The 20,446-nt window shown below is 61.7% G+C and carries 18 protein-coding genes and 5 tRNA genes; 10 read left to right on the top strand and 13 right to left on the bottom strand.

Features of this window, described 5'->3' with window-relative positions; all coding sequences use genetic code 11:
* Window positions 1–24: 24 nt before the first annotated feature.
* Genes tpiA through WMO66_RS11900 form a run of 3 tightly spaced genes read right to left on the bottom strand, consistent with a single transcriptional unit; the run spans window position 25 to window position 2,532 of the window.
* Entirely contained in the window at window positions 25–801 is a 777-nt protein-coding gene (tpiA, locus tag WMO66_RS11910) for a triose-phosphate isomerase (protein ID WP_349136638.1), read from the bottom strand.
* 13 nt (window positions 802–814) lie between these two features.
* Window positions 815–2,014: a phosphoglycerate kinase gene (locus tag WMO66_RS11905; RefSeq protein ID WP_349136637.1), complete on the bottom strand. Its 1,200-nt coding sequence runs from the start codon at window positions 2,012–2,014 to the stop codon at window positions 815–817.
* Window positions 2,015–2,049: 35 nt separating this feature from the next.
* Window positions 2,050–2,532, bottom strand: coding sequence for a tRNA (cytidine(34)-2'-O)-methyltransferase (locus WMO66_RS11900; protein WP_349136636.1), 483 nt, complete (start codon window positions 2,530–2,532; stop codon window positions 2,050–2,052).
* Between the two features lie 245 nt (window positions 2,533–2,777).
* Between WMO66_RS11900 and WMO66_RS11895 the strand changes: the two genes are divergently transcribed.
* The gene (locus tag WMO66_RS11895) at window positions 2,778–4,100 is read left to right on the top strand and encodes a TrkH family potassium uptake protein (protein WP_349136655.1); all 1,323 of its coding nucleotides are present in this window, start codon (window positions 2,778–2,780) and stop codon (window positions 4,098–4,100) included.
* A 20-nt stretch (window positions 4,101–4,120) separates the two neighbouring features.
* The gene (locus WMO66_RS11890) at window positions 4,121–4,771 is read left to right on the top strand and encodes a potassium channel family protein (RefSeq protein ID WP_349136635.1); all 651 of its coding nucleotides are present in this window, start codon (window positions 4,121–4,123) and stop codon (window positions 4,769–4,771) included.
* A 481-nt stretch (window positions 4,772–5,252) separates the two neighbouring features.
* Here WMO66_RS11890 and WMO66_RS11885 read toward each other — a convergent pair.
* From WMO66_RS11885 to WMO66_RS11840, 10 genes are all read right to left on the bottom strand, one after another.
* Window positions 5,253–5,328 (bottom strand) — tRNA-Lys (locus tag WMO66_RS11885).
* A gap of 42 nt (window positions 5,329–5,370) precedes the next feature.
* Window positions 5,371–5,445 (bottom strand) — tRNA-Gln (locus WMO66_RS11880).
* Between the two features lie 35 nt (window positions 5,446–5,480).
* Window positions 5,481–5,557, bottom strand: a tRNA-His gene (locus WMO66_RS11875).
* Between the two features lie 44 nt (window positions 5,558–5,601).
* A tRNA-Arg gene (locus tag WMO66_RS11870) sits at window positions 5,602–5,678 on the bottom strand.
* A 3-nt stretch (window positions 5,679–5,681) separates the two neighbouring features.
* A tRNA-Gly gene (locus WMO66_RS11865) sits at window positions 5,682–5,756 on the bottom strand.
* Window positions 5,757–5,882: 126 nt separating this feature from the next.
* A complete protein-coding gene (gene clpB, locus WMO66_RS11860; protein ID WP_349136634.1) occupies window positions 5,883–8,477 on the bottom strand; it encodes an ATP-dependent chaperone ClpB in 2,595 nt (864 codons plus the stop codon).
* Window positions 8,478–8,779: 302 nt separating this feature from the next.
* A complete protein-coding gene (locus WMO66_RS11855) occupies window positions 8,780–10,408 on the bottom strand; it encodes an NlpC/P60 family protein (RefSeq protein ID WP_349136633.1) in 1,629 nt (542 codons plus the stop codon).
* A complete protein-coding gene (locus tag WMO66_RS11850) occupies window positions 10,405–11,172 on the bottom strand; it encodes an exodeoxyribonuclease III (protein ID WP_349136632.1) in 768 nt (255 codons plus the stop codon). Before WMO66_RS11850 ends, WMO66_RS11855 begins: the two co-directional genes overlap by 4 nt.
* Before the next feature lie 114 nt (window positions 11,173–11,286).
* Window positions 11,287–11,856 (bottom strand): uracil-DNA glycosylase, encoded by a 570-nt coding sequence (locus tag WMO66_RS11845; protein WP_349136631.1) that lies wholly within the window; start codon window positions 11,854–11,856, stop codon window positions 11,287–11,289.
* On the bottom strand, window positions 11,849–13,423 hold the full coding sequence (locus tag WMO66_RS11840) for a D-alanyl-D-alanine carboxypeptidase family protein (protein ID WP_349136630.1): 1,575 nt from the start codon (window positions 13,421–13,423) through the stop codon (window positions 11,849–11,851). Before WMO66_RS11840 ends, WMO66_RS11845 begins: the two co-directional genes overlap by 8 nt.
* A gap of 149 nt (window positions 13,424–13,572) precedes the next feature.
* On the opposite strand from WMO66_RS11840, the gene WMO66_RS11835 reads away from it, so the two are divergent.
* The 8 genes from WMO66_RS11835 to WMO66_RS11800 all read left to right on the top strand — a co-directional run bounded on the left by WMO66_RS11835 (window position 13,573) and on the right by WMO66_RS11800 (window position 20,353).
* A complete protein-coding gene (locus WMO66_RS11835) occupies window positions 13,573–14,016 on the top strand; it encodes a ComEA family DNA-binding protein (protein WP_349136629.1) in 444 nt (147 codons plus the stop codon).
* Window positions 14,013–14,687, top strand: coding sequence for a response regulator transcription factor (locus WMO66_RS11830; protein WP_349136628.1), 675 nt, complete (start codon window positions 14,013–14,015; stop codon window positions 14,685–14,687). Before WMO66_RS11835 ends, WMO66_RS11830 begins: the two co-directional genes overlap by 4 nt.
* A complete protein-coding gene (locus tag WMO66_RS11825) occupies window positions 14,665–16,107 on the top strand; it encodes a sensor histidine kinase (RefSeq protein ID WP_349136627.1) in 1,443 nt (480 codons plus the stop codon). The genes WMO66_RS11830 and WMO66_RS11825 overlap by 23 nt, the downstream gene beginning before the upstream one ends.
* Window positions 16,104–17,402 carry a GerMN domain-containing protein gene (locus WMO66_RS11820; protein ID WP_349136626.1) on the top strand — a complete coding sequence of 433 codons (1,299 nt, stop codon included), beginning with the start codon at window positions 16,104–16,106 and terminating at the stop codon, window positions 17,400–17,402. The genes WMO66_RS11825 and WMO66_RS11820 overlap by 4 nt, the downstream gene beginning before the upstream one ends.
* A 112-nt stretch (window positions 17,403–17,514) precedes the next feature.
* On the top strand, window positions 17,515–17,835 hold the full coding sequence (locus WMO66_RS11815) for an anti-sigma factor antagonist (protein ID WP_349136625.1): 321 nt from the start codon (window positions 17,515–17,517) through the stop codon (window positions 17,833–17,835).
* Entirely contained in the window at window positions 17,832–18,272 is a 441-nt protein-coding gene (gene spoIIAB / locus WMO66_RS11810) for an anti-sigma F factor (RefSeq protein ID WP_349136624.1), read from the top strand. The genes WMO66_RS11815 and spoIIAB overlap by 4 nt, the downstream gene beginning before the upstream one ends.
* Window positions 18,269–18,967, top strand: coding sequence for a sigma-70 family RNA polymerase sigma factor (locus tag WMO66_RS11805; RefSeq protein WP_349136623.1), 699 nt, complete (start codon window positions 18,269–18,271; stop codon window positions 18,965–18,967). The genes spoIIAB and WMO66_RS11805 overlap by 4 nt, the downstream gene beginning before the upstream one ends.
* A 96-nt stretch (window positions 18,968–19,063) precedes the next feature.
* Window positions 19,064–20,353, top strand: coding sequence for a glycosyltransferase family 2 protein (locus tag WMO66_RS11800; RefSeq protein ID WP_349136622.1), 1,290 nt, complete (start codon window positions 19,064–19,066; stop codon window positions 20,351–20,353).
* Window positions 20,354–20,446: the final 93 nt, after the last annotated feature.

Raw genomic sequence — 20,446 nt, 5'->3', positions numbered from 1 at the left:
CCCGCTTAGAATTTATTTTGCTTCTCAGCCGACGGGCTGGTTGGCATCCTCGATGATGCGGACGAACTTCTCCGGCACGAGAGATGCGCCGCCGATCAGGCCGCCGTCAATATCCGGCTGGGCCAGCAGCTCAAAGGCGTTCTTTTCGTTCATGGAGCCGCCATAGAGGATGGTCATCGCGCGGGCGTTCTTCGAGCCGAAGCGCTTGCGGATAATGGTGCGGATGTGCTGGCAGACCTCCTCGGCCTGCTCCGGCGTTGCGGTCTCGCCGGTGCCGATGGCCCAGATGGGCTCATAGGCGATGACGATGCGGCGGATCTTCTCCTCCGGCACACCGGCCAGCGCCAGCTTGATCTGCATGGTGATCCATTCCTCCGTCACGCCGGATTCCCGCTGTGCAAGCGTCTCGCCGCAGCAGACGATCGGGATCAGGCCCGCATCCAGCGCCGTATGAAGCTTTGCATTCACGTCCGCATCCGTCTCGCCCATGGCGCGGCGCTCGGAGTGACCGAGGATGACATATTTGCACCCTGCATCAACGAGCATATCCGCGGCGATCTCGCCGGTATAGGCACCGGAGGTATGCGCATTGCAGTTCTCTGCACCGATGGCCACGCGTGTCTCGCGCATGGCGCGGACTGCGGCCGGGATGCACACAGCCGGGACGCACAGCGCGATATCACACCAGCGGCCCTTCGGCAGCAGGCCCTTCAGCTCGGTCATGAACGCCTTCGTCTGCGTCGGCGTTTTATTCATTTTCCAGTTGCCGGCAATGAGCGTTTTGCGATATTTTCTGTTCATTCCGCGCTCCCGCTCAGCGATCCTGCAGGCAGGCGATACCCGGCAGCTCGAGGCCCTCAAGGAACTCCAGAGAAGCGCCGCCGCCCGTGGAGATGTGCGTGATCTGATCGGCAAAGCCGAGCTGCTCGCAGGCAGCCGCGGAGTCGCCGCCGCCGACGATGGTCACGGCATCGGAATCGGCCAGAGCCTGTGCCACGGCGATGGTACCCTGTGCAAGCGTCGGATTCTCAAACACGCCCATCGGGCCGTTCCAGACGACGGTCTTGGCGCTCTTGACGGCGTCCGCAAAGAGCTTGCGGGTCTCTTCGCCGATGTCAAGGCCTTCCATGTCGTCGGGAATGGCATTCGCGGCAACGGTCTTCACGGCGATGTCCGCGTCGATCGGGTTCGGGAAGTCCGCAGCGATGACGGTGTCGACCGGCAGCAGCAGCTTGACGCCCTTGGCCTCGGCCTTGGCCATCATGTCGCGGCAGTAGTCGATCTTCTCGTTGTCGAGCAGGGACTTGCCGACGGAATAGCCCTTCGCGGCGAGGAAGGTATAGGCCATGCCGCCGCCGATGATGAGGGTGTCGACCTTCTCGAGGAGGTTATTGATAACGTTCAGCTTATCGGAGACCTTCGCACCGCCGAGGATGGCGACGAACGGGCGGGTCGGATCGGCCAGAGCCTTGCCCATGATGGACACTTCCTTCTCCACGAGGAAGCCGCAGACAGCGGGCAGATAGTCCGCTACGCCGGCCGTGGAGGAATGGGCGCGGTGCGCCGTGCCGAATGCATCGTTCACAAAGATCTCCGCCAGAGAAGCCAGCTCCTTGGACAGCTCGGGATCGTTCTTCGTCTCGCCCTTCATGAAGCGGACGTTCTCCAGCAGCATCACGTCGCCGTCCTTCAGGGCAGCGGCCTTGGCCTTGGCATCCTCACCGACGACGTCCTTGGCCATCACGACGGGCTTGCCGAGCAGCTCGCTCAGGCGGTCCGCAACGACCTGCAGGGACAGCTCGGGCTTCCACTCGCCCTTCGGCTTGCCCATATGGGAGCAGAGGATGACGCGGGCGCCGTGGTTGACAAGGTACTCAATGGTCGGCATGGCGGCTACGATGCGCTTGTCGCTCGTGATCTTGCCTTCCTTGGTTGGGACGTTGAAATCGCAGCGGCAAAGCACGCGCTTGCCCTTGACATCGATGTCTTCAACGGATTTCTTGTTGTAGTTCATAATTGACCTCCTGATAGACTTGCGATACGCAGAATTCACACTTTCATCTTTCCATAGTCCCGCAGGTGCGGGAAATTCAATTGCCGCAGCGCTTCAAACACGCCAATGGCAACGGAATTGCTGAGATTCAGGCTGCGTGCCTCCTCGCGGATGGGGATGCGGACGCAGTCATCATAATGGGCCTCGAGGAACGGCTCCGGCAGGCCCTTCGTCTCCCGGCCGAAGAACAGGTAGCACCCGTCGTCATAGGAAACATCGCAGTAGGAGCGCGGTGCCTTTGTAGAGAACAGCCGCTGCTGGGCAACGTTGTTTTTCGCATAGAAGTCCCCGAGATCGTCGTATACGCGCACATCGACCAGATGCCAGTAATCGAGCCCGGCGCGGCGCACGGCCCGCTCGGAGATATCGAAGCCCAGCGGCCGGATAAGATGCAGCACGGAGCCGGTTGCGGCGCAAGTGCGGGCAATATTGCCGGTGTTCTGCGGGATCTCCGGCGCAACAAGGACAACGTTCAGCATGGTGCTCCTGCGGAGAAGAGATTTTCGCGGCAGTATGCTCTCCAAAACACTGCCGACCAATATTCTATGACAAACGACCCCAAAATTCAACTGTTTTTCTTGAATTTTCAAAAATAATTCACACAATTTCGTGTCAAAAATCACAGTTGCGTTTTCGCTCCAAATCCGCTATACTGTCTGGGAAAGCAACACTGGCCCATCTGCACGAAGGCCGGTCGGAAGGAAGCGATCCTCATTTGAAAAAAATGCACCTGACCCCCTCGCGTCTCATCGCGGTCGGGTTCCTGCTGGTCATTCTGGCCGGCGCGGGGCTGCTGATGCTCCCCATCGCCTCACGCGGGGAACCTGCCGGGTTCCTCGACGCCCTGTTCACCTCAACGAGTGCAACCTGTGTGACGGGTCTCGTCGTCCGCGACACGTTCACCAGCTGGACGGTCTTCGGCCAGCTCGTGATCCTCACGCTCATCCAGCTCGGCGGTCTTGGCTTCATGACCTTCATCACGCTGACGTCCATGCTGCTCGGCAAACGCCTCGGCCTTTATGACCGCAAGGTCCTTATGCAGTCTGCGGGCAACATCACGCTCGACGGTACGGCGGCGCTCATCCGCAAGATCATTCCCTTTACGTTCGTGTTCGAATTTGCGGGTGCCGCATTGCTTTCCATCCGGTTTATCCCGGAATTTGGCGTTCTGCGCGGCATCTACGCCGCCGTGTTCCACGCCATCTCCGCCTTCTGCAATGCAGGCTTCGACCTCATGGGCATGCGTGCGCCGTTTTCTTCCCTGACGGCCTATGTGTCCGATCCGCTTGTGAGCCTGACGATCTGCATGCTCATCATCATCGGTGGCCTCGGCTTTCTCGTCTGGCGCGATCTTGTCCGCTGCCGCTTCCGCTGGAAGCGCCTGCAGCTGCACAGCAAGCTCGTTCTGACGGCATCCGGCATTCTGCTGTTCGGCGGCGGGCTTCTGTTTCTCGGCTTCGAGTGGAACGCCTCCATGGCGGACCTCTCCATCCCGGAAAAGCTCCTCGCCTCGTTCTTCCAGGCCGTCACACCGCGCACGGCAGGCTTCAACACCGTGGACCTGTCCAAGCTGTCCGACTCCGGCAACCTGCTGACGGACTTCCTTATGCTCATCGGCGGCAGTCCCGGCTCCACGGCAGGCGGCATCAAGACGACGACGCTGGCCGTTCTGGTGCTCAGTGCGCTGGCCTCGGCACGCGGCCGCATGCGCGTCAATACCTTCCGCATGTCCATTGAGCGCGAAACGCTCCGGCAGGCCAGCTCCATTCTGCTCATCTATCTCGGCATGAGCCTGACGGCCATTCTGGCCATCTGCGCCATCGAGCCGTTCGGTCTGAAGGCCGTCACGTTCGAAGTCGTCTCCGCCATTGCGACGGTCGGTCTGTCGCTCGGGCTGACGCCGCAGCTCAGCGCCGCGAGCCGTGTCATTCTCATTCTGCTCATGTACGCCGGGCGTATCGGTGGTCTGAGCTTCGTTCTGCTGTTCTCGGAGCGCCGCTCCGAGCCGCCGCTGGATCGTCCCACCGGCAAGATCCTCATCGGATAATCAGAGAAAGGAACCGTTTCATGAAATCTGTTCTCATCATCGGCATGGGCCGCACCGGCCGCCATCTGGCCAGCAAAATGCAGGAGCTCGGCAACGACGTCATGATCGTCGACAAAAACCCCGCCATCATCGAAGCGCTCTCTGGCCGCTTCACGGACTCAAATATCTGTGACTGCACGAACGATGCCATCATCAAGGCGCTCGGTGTCGACAATTTCGACATCTGCTTCGTCACCATCGGCGAGGACTTCCAGGCCTCGCTCGTCGTCACGTCCCTGCTCAAGCAGTTTGGCGCGCGCATGATCGTCTCGAAGGCCAAGCAGGACATTCAGGCAGACCTCCTGCGCAAGATCGGTGCAGACGAGATCGTCTGTCCGGAGCGCGAGATCTCCGAAAAGCTCGCCGTGCGCTACAACGCAGACAACATCTTTGATTTCATCCCGTTGACCGCAGATTATTCCATTTATGAGCTGCCCATTCAGGCCGCATGGATCGGTCAGACGCTGTCCGGCCTGAATGTCCGCCGCAAATATCAGATCAACATCATCGCCGTCAAGCATGACAACGAGATCAACCCGAACGTCGGCCCGGATTACCGCTTCCGCGAGGGCGACCACATCATCCTCATCGGCCGCTCCAACGAGGTCTTCAAGCTGGCCGCAAAAATGTAAGACTAAGACAGAGAAAAGCGCTCCGTCTTCCGGCGGAGCGCTTGACAAAAAAGCAAAACTGGAGTATAGTATAGGTACAAAAGGGTGCTGCCAGTAGGTCGGCTCCCCAAATGACTATGAAGAGATAATCGTTCCTTTGGGGAGGCGGCGATTATCTCTTCTTATTGTTGTCCTGATAAATCAGGGCAATGACCGCAAGTATGACCATGCAGAATTGAAAGAATTCTCCCCATGTAACCATGCCTGTCACCCCCTCTCTTTCGATCGGGAGCAAAAGAAGTTATCACCCCCGAATGGATTCGAGGGAAACCGCCTACCGGGGTACTGGTAGCACCGCGGACTGCATATCACAGGATTCGGCAAATTGCAAGCAAAAACCGTGAGTTATCGTATTCGTAATGTGTTAATTCAATGATTCCCCCGTTTCAGGGTCATCAAAAGGTCAAAAAACCGGCAAACGTCATCAGGCGTTTGCCGGTCGTGGTGACCCGCTGGAGATTCGAACTCCAGACCCATTGCTTAAAAGGCAATTGCTCTGCCAACTGAGCTAGCGGGTCATGATGCAAAAAATTCGGAGCAAAGTGACTTTGCTCCGACGATGGCTGGGATGGCAGGACTCGAACCTACGAATGCCAGAGTCAAAGTCTGGTGCCTTACCACTTGGCGACATCCCAATATCCGGTGTGCCAAGCCCCGGCGCGGGGGAAAATGGGGTGAGTGAAGGGACTCGAACCCTCGATCTTCAGAGCCACAATCTGACGCGTTAACCAACTACGCTACACCCACCATATTTCGACCCGATCTTTGTGGCAGCTGATGCATCCCTGCGCTGGTACGCCAGGAGGGACTCGAACCCCCTACCTACTGCTTAGAAGGCAGTTGCTCTATCCAGATGAGCTACTGGCGCATTTGGAGCGAGTGATGGGAATCGAACCCACGCCCACAGCTTGGAAGGCTGTTGTACTAGCCGTTATACTACACCCGCGTGGGCAGGCTTTGCATCAGCCCTAAAATAGTAACATACTCCGACAGGATTGTCAAGTCCTGTTTTTCATTTTTGTAAAAAACAGCCGGGAAGCGAAGAACCACTCCCCGGCTGTTTGGAATTCACTCAGACGACCTGCAGGGCGTCATCCCGCACCTCGACACGGAGCGTTGCGCCGGGCGACACATTGCCCTCGACGATGCGGCGGGCCAGCAGCGTCTCGACTGTGTGCTGCAGATAGCGGCGGAGCGGACGCGCACCGTACTGCGGGTCATAAGCAGCGTCGATGATGAACTGCTTGGCCTCCGGCGTCAGCTCGCAGCGCAGCTGCTTGTCAGCCAGACGTGCATTGAGCGCATCCATCTGCAGATCGATGATCTTGACGATATTTTCCTTCGTCAGCGGCTTATAGAAGACGATCTCGTCCAGACGGTTCAGGAACTCGGGGCGGAACGAACGCTTCAGCAGCTGCTCGACCTGCGAACGGGCCTCCTCGGAGATCTCGCCGTTGTCGGTAATGCCGTTCAGCAGATACTCCGAACCGAGGTTGCTCGTCAGGATCAGGATCGTATTCTTGAAGTCGACGGTGCGGCCCTGCGAATCGGTGATACGGCCGTCGTCAAGCACCTGCAGCAGGACGTTAAAGACGTCGGGATGGGCCTTTTCGACCTCGTCGAACAGCACGACGCTGTACGGCTTGCGGCGCACGGCCTCGGTGAGCTGGCCGCCCTCGTCATAGCCAACGTATCCGGGAGGCGCGCCGATCAGGCGCGTCACGGAGAACTTCTCCATGTATTCGGACATATCGATGCGGACGAGGTTCTTCTCATCGTCAAACAGCGCCTCTGCCAGCGCCTTGGCGAGCTCGGTCTTGCCGACGCCCGTCGGGCCGAGGAACAGGAACGAGCCGAGCGGGCGGTTCGGGTCCTGAATGCCGGCGCGACTGCGGAGGATGGCCTCCGAGACGGAGCGGACGGCTTCATCCTGCCCCACGACGCGCTTATGCAGCTGCTCGTCCAGATGCAGGAGCTTTTCGCGCTCGCCCTCGACGAGCTTTGCGACCGGGATGCCGGTCCAGCGCTCGACGATCTTTGCGATCTCCTCCTCCGTGACCTTGTCGCGCAGGAGGTTGCTCTGCTTGGCGTTCTGCGCCAGCGCCTCTTCCTGCGCCAGCTGCTTCTTGAGCTCGGGCAGCTCGCCGTACTTCAGGCGGGCAGCCGTCTCGAGGTCATAGCTTTGCTCGGCCTGCTCGATCTGCGCGCCGAGCTTTTCGATCTGCTCACGCAGCTGCTGGACCTTGCCGATGGCATTCTTCTCGTTTTCCCACTGGGCCTTCATGGCGTTGAACTTATCGCGCTGCTCAGCCAGCTCCTTTCGCAGCTCCGTCAGACGGCCCTGCGAGAGCTCGTCGGTCTCGTTCTTCAGCGCAGCCTCTTCGATCTCCATCTGGATGATCTTGCGGCGGATAACGTCCAACTCCGTCGGCATGGAATCCATCTCCGTGCGGATCATGGCACAGGCCTCATCGATAAGGTCAATGGCCTTGTCCGGCAGGAAGCGGTCTGTAATATAGCGGTCGGACAGCGTGGCTGCCGCAATGATGGCGGGGTCCGTGATCTTCACGCCGTGGAAGACCTCGTAGCGCTCCTCCAGGCCACGCAGGATGGCGATGGTGTCCTCGACGGACGGCTCCTTGACGAGCACGGTCTGGAAACGGCGCTCCAGCGCGGGGTCCTTTTCGATATACTTGCGGTATTCATCGAGCGTCGTTGCGCCGATGCAGTGCAGCTCGCCGCGCGCCAGCATCGGCTTGAGCAGGTTGCCCGCGTCCATGCTGCCCTCAGTCTTGCCTGCGCCGACGATGGTGTGCAGCTCATCGATGAACAGGATGATGCGGCCCTCGGAGTTCTTCACTTCGTTCAGGACGGCCTTCAGGCGCTCTTCAAATTCGCCGCGGTACTTTGCGCCCGCGATGAGCGCGCCCATGTCCAGCGAGAAGATCGTCTTGTCCTGCAGGGACTTCGGCACGTCGCCGCGGACGATCCGCTGCGCCAGCCCTTCGGCAATGGCCGTCTTGCCGACGCCCGGCTCGCCGATGAGCACGGGGTTGTTCTTCGACTTGCGCGACAGGATGCGGATGACGTTTCGGATCTCGTCGTCACGGCCGATGACCGGGTCCGTCTTCTTTTCGCGGGCGTTCTTCACCAGATCGGTGCCGTATTTCTGCAGCGCCTCATAGGTGTCCTCCGGGCTGTCCGTCGTCACGCGGCTGCTGCCGCGGATGGCCTGCAGGGTCTTCAGGCAGTCCTCCTTGCGGATGCGATAGTCCGCAAACAGCGGCGCGACGGTCTCGTCGGCCGTGTCGAGCATGGCAAGGAACAGGTGCTCCACGGAGACGTATTCGTCCCGCATGCCCTGCGCCGTGCGCTCGGCCTCAGCCATCAGGCTGTCCATGCCGCGGGAAATATAGAATTTGTCGGCATCCCGGCCGGAACCGCTGACGCCCGGCAGCTTTTCCACAGCCGCCTGCGCCGCAGCCGTCAGACTCTCGACACTCACGCCCATTTTCTTCAGCAGCTGCGGGATGAGCCCACCGTCCTGCTGCAGCAGAGCCAGAAGCAGGTGGGCCTGCTCGATCTGCTGATTCTGATGCGCCGCTGCGATCGTCTGCGCACTCTGCAGGGCCTCCAGTGTTTTCTGCGTATACTGATTCGTGTTCATAACCTCATTCTCCTCTCCGGCGGCGAATTCCGCCGAGGGGTTTCAAGAAGCATCCGACGCATTCGCCGGAGCTTCTTTAGCACTCTCGCTTGTTGAGTGCTAACCTCTTTTGACCCCATGATACCACCATTTTGAATTTTGTCAAGAGGTACAGATGAAAATATTTTCTCCAAAATTGCGCAATATAACAGTCATTATCTATGCAGTTTCGCACAATACGATCTTTCCCATGCTATTATGCCACCGTAAAAAGCAGGCGTGCCAAACATGACACGCCTGCTTTATATGTTTGATCGTATGGTTCATTCAAAAATGATGCGGTTCGCGCCGAAGTAGCGGGCGTTGTAATAGCTCTCGCTCAGGGAGCTGATGATGACGCCCTTGCGCGGATTGGCCGCGTGGATGAAACGTCCGCCGCCGATGTAAATGCCGACATGCGTGATCTCACCGCCGGAGCCGAAGAACACGAGGTCGCCCGGCATCAGCTCGCTGCGGCTGACATGCTCGCCGTCGTTATAATACTGCGACGTCGCCGTGCGCGTGATGTTGAAGCCGAAGTGGCGGTAGACATACTGCACGAAGCCGGAGCAGTCGAAGCCCGCGGGCGTCGTGCCGCCGTAGACATAGTCATAGCCCTCGAACGTCAGCGCGTAGGCCACCAGATCGTCCGCCAGCGAGGGCTGCTCGATCGTGCCGTCCCACGATGTGGTGAACTTATAGCAGCGCAGGAAGATCACAAGCGCCTCCAGGCTGCTGGTGGACGACTGCGGCAGAAGCTTGCCGTCGCTGCCCTTGACCGCGCCGATGTAGCACAGCAGGCGCGTCGGCGTTTTCGCCCACTCGGCAAGCTGCTTCAGGTCGGAGAATTCGCTGAGGGAATAGCGGTTCACGCGCGGATTCTGCTCCGTCGGATAGCCGACGGTCTGCATGAAGTTGCACGAGATCTTGAAGAACTGCTCGCGCGTCAGCGTATCGTTCGGGCCGAAGCGGCCGTCACCATAGCCCTGCACGATCTTGAGCTCATAGGCCGCGTTCACGTCCGGATCGTTCGTATCCGTGAAGTGCGCCGTGCCGGACGGCGTATATTCCGTGCCCATCAGGCCGTTATAGGCCAGCATGGCAATGGAGCACATCTGGGCGCGGGAGATGGGCTTGCTCAGGTCGGCATTGTCGAGACTCGAGGGGATGATGCCGAGCTTCACGACCTCAGAGAACTCTGCAACGGCCCACGCCGGGATGCCGCTGTAGCCGCCGTCGTCATCCGGGTCCGGATCGACCGGCATATCATCATTTTTGCGCAGCCACTCGCTGACAATGTAATACGCGCGGCGGAACATGGCGATGGCCGCCTGCCGCTCCGTCGTGCCCTTCGGCTCAAGGGCCGTGCCGGTGCCGCGCACCACGCCGAGCGCGACCATATACTGCGTCGGCTCGAACGCATAGTCGCTGACGGAGGCTGCGTCCGTAAACTGGGAAAGGTCGGACGGCTCGACGCTCTCGTCCTTCCAGAACAGCGCGCGCGTCATCAGGTTATAGGTGATCTTGAAGAAGTCCTGACGGCTCAGCGACTCATTTGGGCGGAACGTCTGGTCCTCGTAGCCGTTGATGATGCCCTGCTCAAAGGCGAAGTTGATCTCCATCTCCTGCGTGTCCGTGAAATACCTGGCCCCACTGGCGCAGGATGCCTCCACGTTCATCAGGTTCTCATAGACCTCGACGGCCATTTTGCACATCTCGCCGCGCGTGATATTGGCGGAAAGGTCGGCGTTCAGCAGGCAGTCCGGCAGCAGGCCGAGCGCCTCCATCTCCGCGACCTCGGACTTTGCCCAGTCGCTGACATTCGAATAGGCCATGGCCGCAGGGGCGAACCCTGCCAGCAGGCACAAGCACAGGAGCGCGCTGAGACAGCGGATAATGCGTTGCTTTTTCATGCAGATACCTCCATATCCAGCTCCAGGCCGACCGGACAGTGGTCGGAGCCGTAAATTTCCTGATAAATGGGCGCGGCCGCAACGGACTCGCGCAGGCGGTCGGACACAAGAAAATAGTCGATGCGCCAGCCCGCGTTCTTCTCCCGCGCGTGGAAGCGGTAGCTCCACCACGAATACGCGCCCGTGAGGTCGGGATTGCGGTAGCGGAACGTATCCGTGAACCCGGCCTGCAGCAGCTCGGTGAACTTGCCGCGCTCCTCGTCCGAGAAGCCCGCGTTGCCGCGGTTCGGGCCGGGGTTCTTCAGATCGATCTCCTGATGCGCCACATTCAGGTCGCCGCAGACGATCACCGGCTTCTGCCGGTCGAGCGAGACGAGATAGGCGCGGAACGCATCGTCCCAGGCCATGCGGTGGTCAAGGCGCTTTAATCCGTCCTGCGCGTTGGGCGTGTAGCACGTTGCGATAAAGCAGTTCGGATATTCCAGCGTGATGAGCCGCCCCTCGTGGTCCAGCTCCTCCACGCCGACGCCGTAGGTCACGGCGAGCGGCTCGTACCGGGCAAAGATCGCCGTGCCGGAGTAGCCCTTCTTCTCGGCGGAGTACCAGTACTGCCGGTAGCCCGGCAGGTCCAGTTCGACCTGATGCGGCTGTGCCTTCGTCTCCTGCAGGCAGAAGAAATCGGCGTTCAGCGTCCGGAAGGCGTCCTCAAAGCCCTTCTGCAGGCAGGCGCGGATGCCGTTGACGTTCCACGAGATCAGTTTCATAGGCAGTTCCCTTCATCTTTTTCTCTATGGTAACAAATTATTACAAAAATTACAACCGTTTTCCGCAAAAAAGAGCGCCCCGCCGCGAAAAAAATCCGGCGGGGCGGTACGGGTTCAGGCATTCGGCAGCGGACCGAGCGTCCGCACGGCCTCGCGCAGCGTCAGCAGGTCCGTGTATGCCTCCGGGCGGCGCGCCGGGTCCCGCAGCAGAGCGGAGGGATGATACATGGCAAGATAGCGCACGCCGTTCCGCTCGAACCACTGGCCATGCTCCCGCGTGATGCGGAAATCCGGCCGGATGAGCCGCATGGCCGCAATGCGCCCGAGGCAGACGATGATGCTCGGCTGCAGCAGCCGGAGCTGCCGCTCGAGCCAGCCGAAGCAGGCGTCCTGCTCCTGCGGCTGCGGGTCGCGGTTTCCGGGCGGGCGGCATTTGACGATATTGCAGATATAGCAGTTGTGCCGCCCGAGGTCGATGATGGACAGCATGTCGTCGAGCAGCTGCCCGGCCGGGCCGACGAATGGCTCGCCGCGCAGGTCCTCCTGCTGGCCGGGGCCTTCCCCGATGAAGACGACGGGCGAGGGGCATGGTCCGACGCCGAACACGACGCTGTGGCGCGTGGCAGCAAGGCCGCAGCCCGTGCAGCCCGCGCAGGCCGCGCGCAGGGCATTGAGCTCATCCACGGCGGTCCTCCCTGCCCTGACGGGCTCCCGGACGGCGCGCGCGCATGGCGCGCTTCTTCGCGCGGCGGCGATTGACGGAGCGCAGGATGGCGACGATCAGCCAGAACACCAGTGCCAGCAGCACCGGTACGGTCACGAACCACAGCCGCCACATGCCCTTCCAGATCTTCGCCAGCATGCTTTCGGTCTGCTTGGCGACGTATTTCGGCGTGGAGCGCATCACGGCCGTCAGCGTCACGAGGTCGCAGGTCGCCAGCACCTTGCCGTCCAGCACGGCACTGACGGTACCGACCTTCGTCTCGGCCTCAAGCGGCGCCTCGAGCGGCGCTTCGGAATCATACTGCACGGTCAGCGTGATGCCGGAGGTATCGCAGCTGTCCGGCAGCAGAACGGAGATGTTGTCCTTCGCGCGCACGACGACGCTGTCGCGTCCGTCGGCATACAGCACCTGCGGCATGTCCACAAGGGCCGTGTCCGCCAGCACCTGCACACTGTTCAAATGATTGAAGCCGTATTCGAACAGCCGCTTCGTCTCCGTGAAGCGCTGGTCCGTCTCCGTGCCGTCGTCGTTCTGCAGCGTCTCGCAGCCGCAGACGACGCTGAGGAAATGCAGCGAACCACTCTCCGCCGTGGAGATGAGGCAGCCGCCCGCAGGCGTCGTGAAGCCGGTCTTGATGCCGCGCGCCTTGTCATAGTAGTATTTTCCGACGGTCTGTCCGCTCGTCAGATAGTTCGTCGTGCGGAGCACGCGCTCCTCGGACTTGTTCGTCGCAGGCACCGTGTGGGATGTCTGCGTGGAGAATTCCTGAAACTGCTCACTCTGCCAGGCCCAGCGCGCCAGCGTAACGAGGTCGTGCACGGTGGTATAGTGATTTTCGTCATGCAGGCCGTGGGCATTGGCAAAATGCGTGCCTGTCATGCCGAGGGCCGCCGCCTGCGCATTCATGAGCGCCACGAACGAAGGGATATCCCCCGCGATGTACTCCGCCACGACGTTGCAGGCCTCGTTGGCGGACGAGATCATCACGCAGTACAGCAGCTCGCGCAGAGACAGCTGCTCGCCCTCGAGCAGGCCGGCAGAGCTGCCCGCTGCATTCAGATCCTGCAGAGCCTCATGGCTGACCGTCACGATGTCGTCGAGGTTTCCATGCTCCAGCGCCAGCATACACGTCATGATCTTCGTCAGGCTGGCGGGATAGACCTTTTCGTCCAGATTCATGCCATAGACGAGCGTATCGCTGTTCAGCTCCACAAGCGCCGCCGCCTTGGCCTGCACCGTGGTATCGAGATACTGGCCAAAATCGTTCAGCGCGGGCGGCGTCTCATCCGTCACGGCAGCGGGTGCCTTGTCGTTTTCAGCAGGAGCCGCGGTCTCCGCCGTCGGCTCTGCGGCGTCGGTCGCACCCGGCTCCGAGGCATCCGGCTCCGTAGCATCAGCCACAGTCTCCGAGGCGGACGGCTCCGTGGGATCGGCCGGTGCGTCTGTCGGCTCCGCAAAGGCCGGAAGCAGCAGGCACTGCAGCAGCAGGGCCAGCAGGGTCAGCCCGGACAAAAGTCTTTTTTTCATATTCTCCTCCAAAAACGCCGCGGCGGCATTGCCGCAGGGCGGAACTGTGTGATATAATGAGGATGGACAGGCCGCGTGGGACACCGCGTGCCGGTCCGACAGACACATTATAACAAAAATCCGGATTATGTCAACGGAGCAGAGCGAAAATGGAGCAGAAACCGCGTTGGAACTGGGTCATCACCCTGGCGGCCGTCTTTCTTGCCTTCTGTCTGGGCTTTGGCGTGGCGCGCTGGACACAGCATACGGACGGCGTTACGGTGCGCACGGCGCGCACCGTCCCCGCACAGACGGAGTCTGCCCTGCCGTCCGTCCCGGCGGCTTCCGCTCCGACAGAGAAATCGACGGCAGCGCCGACGGAGGCCGCAACGCAGCCGCCCACGGAGCCGGGTCCGCTCGATCTCAACCGCGCCACGGCGCAGGAGCTGACAACGCTTCCCGGCATTGGCGAGGTGCTGGCACAGCGCATCGTGGACTACCGCGAGGCGCATGGCCCCTTCCGCAGCGTGGAGGAGCTCATTGCGGTCGAGGGCATCGGCGAGGGCAAGCTGGAAAAGCTCCGGGAACTGGTCACGGTGGAGGAAGAACCATGAAAATACTGGTCGTAGATGATGAAGAGCTGCTGGTCAAGGGCATTCGCTTCAACCTGCAGAACGACGGCTATCAGGTCGTCACCGGCAGCAACGGCCGTGAGGCCATCGAGCTGGCGCGCGATCCGGACATCCGGCTCATCGTGCTGGACGTCATGATGCCGGAGGTCGACGGGCTGACCGCCTGCCGCACCATCCGGGAATTTTCGGACGTTCCCATTATCATGCTCACTGCCCGCACAGAGGACATGGACAAGCTGCTTGGCTTTGAGCACGGCGCGGACGATTATCTGACAAAGCCCTTCAACATTCTGGAGCTGAAGGCGCGCATCCGCGCCCTGCTGCGCCGCAGCGGCGGGCTGGAGAACCAGAACAACCGCATCACGGCAGGCAGCCTGACTGTCGACACACAGGAGCGCAACGTCTATAAGGACGGCAAGCCCGTCGAGCTGACGGCCCGCGAGTTCGACCTTGTCGAGCTGCTCATCCGCAACCCGAACCGCGTCTATTCCCGCGAGAACCTGCTCGACCTCATCTGGGGCTATGAGTATCGCAGCGATATCCGCACAGTGGACGTCCACATCCGCCGCATCCGCGAAAAGCTGGAGACTGTTCCGGCAGAGCCGGAATATATCATGACAAAGTGGGGAGTTGGGTACTATTTCAAAGCGTAAACGCCGCAGCTTTCTGCCTGCCAGCTCACAGCTCCGCTATGCCGCCGCCTACATCCTCATCACGGCGGCCGCCCTGTTCCTGCTGAACCTCTATGCCTCGACGACCATCCGCAGCATGACGTTCCACGCGCAGGCCGATTCGCTCGAGAGCAAGGCGCAGCTGCTGAGCAATGCCCTGCTGCAGCTCGACGAGCTTTCCGCAGGCCGGGCCGCGCAGGCCGTAAATTCCATGGAGGAGCTGCACACCACCCGCACCGTCGTGACTGACGCTGCGGGCGTTGCCGTATACGATTCCCTGACCACCGGCAACGCCGAGGGAAAGACGCTGCTGTTTCCGGAGCTTGTCACGGCGCTGGAGGGCAGCGACGTCTTTTTCGCCCGCTATGCCGACGGCGCCGTAGAAAGCCACGCCGCCGTTCCGCTCATACGCGGCGGCAAAACGCTGGGGGCCGTGTATCTCATGTCGTACGACACGGATCAGGGCGAGCTGATCGCCGCGCTGGAGCGCAACATTCTGCGCATTTCGTTTGCGCTGGAGGGCGGCGTCGTGCTGTTCTCCCTGTTCTTCTCGGCCGCATTCTCGCGGCGCATGCGCGCCATTCTGAATCAGGTCGGCCGCATGCGCGAGGGCGACTATTCCCAGCAGTCGCCCGTCCGCGGGCACGACGAGGTCGAGCGCCTGAGCCGGGCCTTCAATGAGCTGGCCGCAAGGCTGGAAAGCTCCGAGGCGCGGCGGCGGCAGTTCGTCTCCGACGCGTCCCACGAGCTGAAAACGCCGCTGGCCTCCATCAAGCTGCTGTCCGACTCCATCCTGCAAAACGAGATGGACCCCGAGACGCAGCGCGAGTTCATCGGCGACATCGGCCGCGAGGCAGACCGCCTCGGCCGCCTGACGCAGAAGCTCCTGACGCTCACAAAGCTCGACAGCAGCGTGGAGGAGGAGCGTGAAATTCTCGACGCCGCGCCCGTCGTGCGGAAGGTTGTGCGCATGCTGCTGCCGCTGGCGCGGCTGCGCGGCATCGGCATCGACACAACGTTCGAGCCGGACTGCAGCGTCATGACTGTGGAGGACGATCTGTATCAGATCGTATTCAATCTAACGGAAAATGCTATCAAATACAACCGGCAGGACGGCTGGGTCGGCGTGTCCATCCGCCGGGCGGGCGATCAGGTGGAGCTGCGCGTCGAGGACAGCGGTGCAGGCATCCCGCCTGAGTCCATGGAGCATATTTTCGAGCGTTTTTACCGCGTGGACAAGGCACGCTCCCGCGCCGCGGGCGGCGCCGGGCTGGGCCTTTCCATCGTGCACGACATGGTCGAGCGCAGCTACGGCACCATCACTGTGCAGGCCCGGCCGGGCGGCGGCACGATCTTCACCGTGCGGTTCCCGCATTTTGATCTGGAGGAGGACGAAACATGAGACGCCTGCTGCTTCTGCTGCTCCCGCTTGTGCTGCTGTGCGCCTGCACCACCGCGCCCGCAGAGCAGGCGGACGCCCCGTTTTCCTTCTACTACCGCTGTGCTGAGGTCGCCTTCGGCGGCGAGGACGGCGTGATCCGCGCCGAGGCCGCGCCGCTCGAGGCAGACGTCGATCTGCGCACCGTCGTGCTGCAATACCTGAAGGGGCCCGCCTCGCCGGAGCTGCGCACTCCCCTGCCCGCAGACTGGGCGCTGGAGTCCATTGGCCTGACCGAGGGCACGGCGGAGCTGGTCTTTTCCGGCATACCGTGCCGGAGCCTCGACCGCACCATTCTCAACGCCTGCCTTGCCCGGACGCTCCTGCAGCTGCCCGGTGTGCAGCGCGTGAGCATTCTGCGCAGCGGCGACGGCGCGGCCGATGTGCTGGCCGCCAAAGACATCCTGCTGCGCGACAACGGCATGGAGGAGCAGGAGGAGGAGCTCGTGCTCTATGTGCCGGACGAGGCGCAGCGCTACCTCGTGCGCGAAACGCAGACCGTCGCCGCCATGAATGCGGCCGACCGGCCCGCGGAGATCGTGCGCCGCCTGCTGGCCCTGCCGGAAAGCGAGAGCGCCATTCCCGAGGGCACGGCACTGCGCAGCGTCAGTGTAGAAAACGGCGTTTGCACCGTCGATCTCTCCTCGCAGTTCCTGACGGGGATGCCGCGCAGCTGGAACACGGAGCGGCTGGCCGTCTATGCCATTGTGAATTCCCTGACGGAGCTGCCGCAGATTCAGACCGTGGATCTCTGGATCGCGGGCGCGCCCGTGGAGCGGCTGTATGTGCTGGAGCTGGAGAACGGCCTTGCACGCGACGAGCGCATGATCTATGTGCCTGCACTGGACGGAACGCTGGACGTCACGCTCAGCCTGACCTGCGACACGATGCCGCTGCTGGCGCAGGTGCCGATGCAGCTCACGCTCGCCGAGGGCACCAGCAGCGTGCAGTGTGTGCTGGAGGCCCTGCTGGCGCTCGAGGGCGAAAACGGGCTGGAAAACTCCATCCCGCAGGGCACGAAAATTCTGTCCCTCAAGCTGGCAGGCGGCGTATGCACGCTCGACCTAACAGCCGAATTTCTCGAGGGCTGCCGCACGGCCGAGCAGGAGCGCATGGCCGTGCGCGAGATCGTCGCTTCGCTGAGCGCCCTGCCGGAGGTCGAGACCGTCGACCTGCTGGTCGAGGGTCTCGAGCCAAATTACCGTGACGACTCCCTGCAGGCCGTGCACACGGCACGCAACTACTGGTTTGTTTCCTGATAAAATTACCGCCCGCGCATCCGCTTCGACAAACGGCGCGCGGGCAGTGCTTTATACTAAACGCACACGGGTTCCGTGTGCGTTATTTTTTTGCTGGAGGCGAACCATACCAATGAATCTGACGAGCTATGTGCAGGACAGGCAGCTGACGATCGCGCTGCGGGGCGAGATCGACCACCATGCCGCCCGGGAAATCATGCAGGCGCTGTCAGCCAAGATCGATCTCTACCTTCCCCTTCGCTGCATTCTGGACTTCCGCGATGTGACATTCATGGATTCCAGCGGGATCGCCGTGGTCATCCATACGCTGCGCCGCATGAACACGCTGCAGGGCCGCCTGCTGCTGCAGAACATCCCGCCCCAGCCCTATAAGGTGCTGCGCGCGGCGGGCATCGAAAAAATCACGGAGATCAGGGAGGAATGCAACCGATGAAGAGCGAAAACTACATGAATCTGGAATTTCCCAGCCGCTCGGCCAATGAGGCCTTTGCGCGCTCTGCCATTGCCTGCTTTGCCGCGCAGCTCGACCCGACGCTCGACGAGCTGGGCGACATCAAGACGGCCGTGTCCGAGGCCGTGACGAACTGCATCGTCCACGCCTACCCCGAGACGATCGGGCCGGTCATCCTGCGGGCACGGCTGCTGCCGGACAATGTGCTGGACATTATGGTCAAGGACCGCGGCTGCGGCATCGCGGACCTTGAGCAGGCCTGCCGTCCCATGTTCACGACCGGTGGAGAGGAGCGCTCCGGCATGGGCATTACCATCATGGAGAGCTTTATGACCGAGTTCCGCATCAGCTCCGTGCCCGGCAAGGGTACGACCGTCCATATGAAGCGCCGGATTGTACGCCGGGGTGGAAAAAAATGAATCAGGAGGAGCTGCTCATCCGCGCCCGCGACGGAGACCGCGAGGCGGGAGAGGCGCTGATTCAGGCGAATTCCGGCCTCGTTTGGTCCGTCGCGCGGCGATTTTTCGGGCGCGGCGTCGACCCGGACGACCTGTATCAGCTCGGCTGCCTCGGCTTTCTCAAGGCCGTGGCCGGGTTCGACCTGAGCTACGGCACGCAGTTTTCCACCTATGCCGTGCCGAAGATCGCGGGCGAGATCCGCCGCTTTCTGCGGGACGACGGCACCATCAAGGTCAGCCGCAGCCTGAAGGAACGCGCCGCCCTCATCCGCACCGCGCGTCAGCGGCTGACCGGCACGCTCGGCCGCGAGCCAACGCTGGCAGAGCTGAGCGAGGCCACGGCCCTGCAGCCGGAGGACATCGCCGTAGCCGAGACAGCCACCTGCGCGACGGAGTCCCTGCAGCGGCGCTCCGGCGAGGACGGCTTTGCGCTGGAGGACGTCCTGACCGAGGGAGAAATGGAGGAGAAAATATTGGAACGCATTGCGCTGCGCGAGGCGATCGCCCAGCTCACCGACCGCGAGCAGATGGTCATCCGCCTGCGCTATTTTCACGGCCTGACGCAGGACAAAACGGCCAAAATTCTCGGCGTTTCGCAGGTGCAGATCTCCCGCATCGAGAAAAAGGCTCTTGCGGCACTGCGTCAACACATCTAACGTTCATAAAATCTTAATCCGGGCGGCATTTCCTTTTTCGACCTTCTGTGCTATAATCAGGCGTGCATTTTGAGTTCGAAAGAGGAAGTGCCGCCTATGCTGCATCTGCTGCCCAAAATTTTTGCCGCCATCGGCGCCCTGCTCGGCGCGATGAGCTGCTATTATACCGTCTACGCCATCGTCGGTCTGTTCGCCACACGGCGCTTTGCACCCGCACGGCGGCAGCACCGCTATGCCATCGTCATTGCGGCGCGCAACGAAGAGGCCGTCATCGGCCGTCTGCTCGAGAGCATCCGCCTGCAGGACTACCCGTCGGAGCTGCTCACGGTCTTTGTCGTGGCCGACAACTGCACGGACGGGACGGCGCAGGCGGCGCGCAGCGGCGGTGCGGTCTGCTATGAGCGCTGCGACCCGGACCACCGCACAAAGGGCTACGCGCTGGAATATCTGTTTTCCTGCATCGCGCGGGACTACGGAACGGATGCCTTTGAGGGCTATTTTGTATTTGACGCAGACAACCTGCTCAACCGCGACTATGTCTCGCGCATGAATGAGGCCTTTGACGCAGGCGAGCGCATCGTAACGTCCTGCCGTGCCAGCAAAAATTTCGGCGACAACTGGATCTCCGCCTCCTATGCCCTGCACTGGCTGCGAACTGTGCGCATGGAACACCGCGCGCGCTCTGTGTTCGGATTGGCCACGCGCATTCAGGGCACGGGCTTCCTGTTCGCCTCTGAGCTGGTCAAAAACGGCTGGCACTACACCTCGCTGACGGAGGACCGCGCCTTTACGGCTGACGCCGTCGCTGCAGGCTATCCCATCTCCTACTGCGATGCAGCCGTGTTCTATGACGAGCAGCCCGTCTCCCTGCGCATCGCGCTGCGCCAGCGCATCCGCTGGGCAAAGGGTCACCTGCAGGCCTTTGCCGAGACGGGCTGGCCGCTGTGGAAGCATGTGTTCACGTCGCACGACGCCCCGACGGCCTTCATGTCCTACGACATGTTCCTGCTCGTCTGCCCCCGCGCGCTGTGGAGCATCTTCACCTACGCCGCCCGGCTGCTGTGTGCCATTGCGCTGTGGCTGTTCACAAAGGAGAGCTTCGGCGTGGTCGGCGCGGCGCTGCTGGCATGGGCCGCCGGCTTCGGGAAGCGCTGGCTGCGGAACGCGGTCATCGCACTCTATGTCTTCCTGACGGAGCGGCGGCACATGCCCGCCCTGCCATGGTACCGGAAGCTCTGGTTTGCCGTGACGTTCCCGCTGTTCGACGTCATCGGCCGCATCAGCACGGTCATCGCGCTGTTCTCCCATGTGGACTGGAAGCCGATCCCCCACGACTGCGCCGCCGGGATCGACGAGATGCAGACAGCAAAAACAGCCGTCTCGTAATGAGACGGCTGTTTTGTTATGTGCGCCCGGTGAGCGCACGTTCTATAGGGTGAAAGTCCCGAGTCCGCCCGGTAGCGGGAAGGGCTAGCCAAA

Source organism: Faecousia intestinalis, assembly GCF_040096185.1.
Taxonomy (GTDB): Bacteria; Bacillota; Clostridia; order Oscillospirales; family Oscillospiraceae; genus JAZOXB01.
Note: the sequence above shows the minus strand (reverse complement) of the source record. Positions and strands in the feature narration are given on the sequence as shown.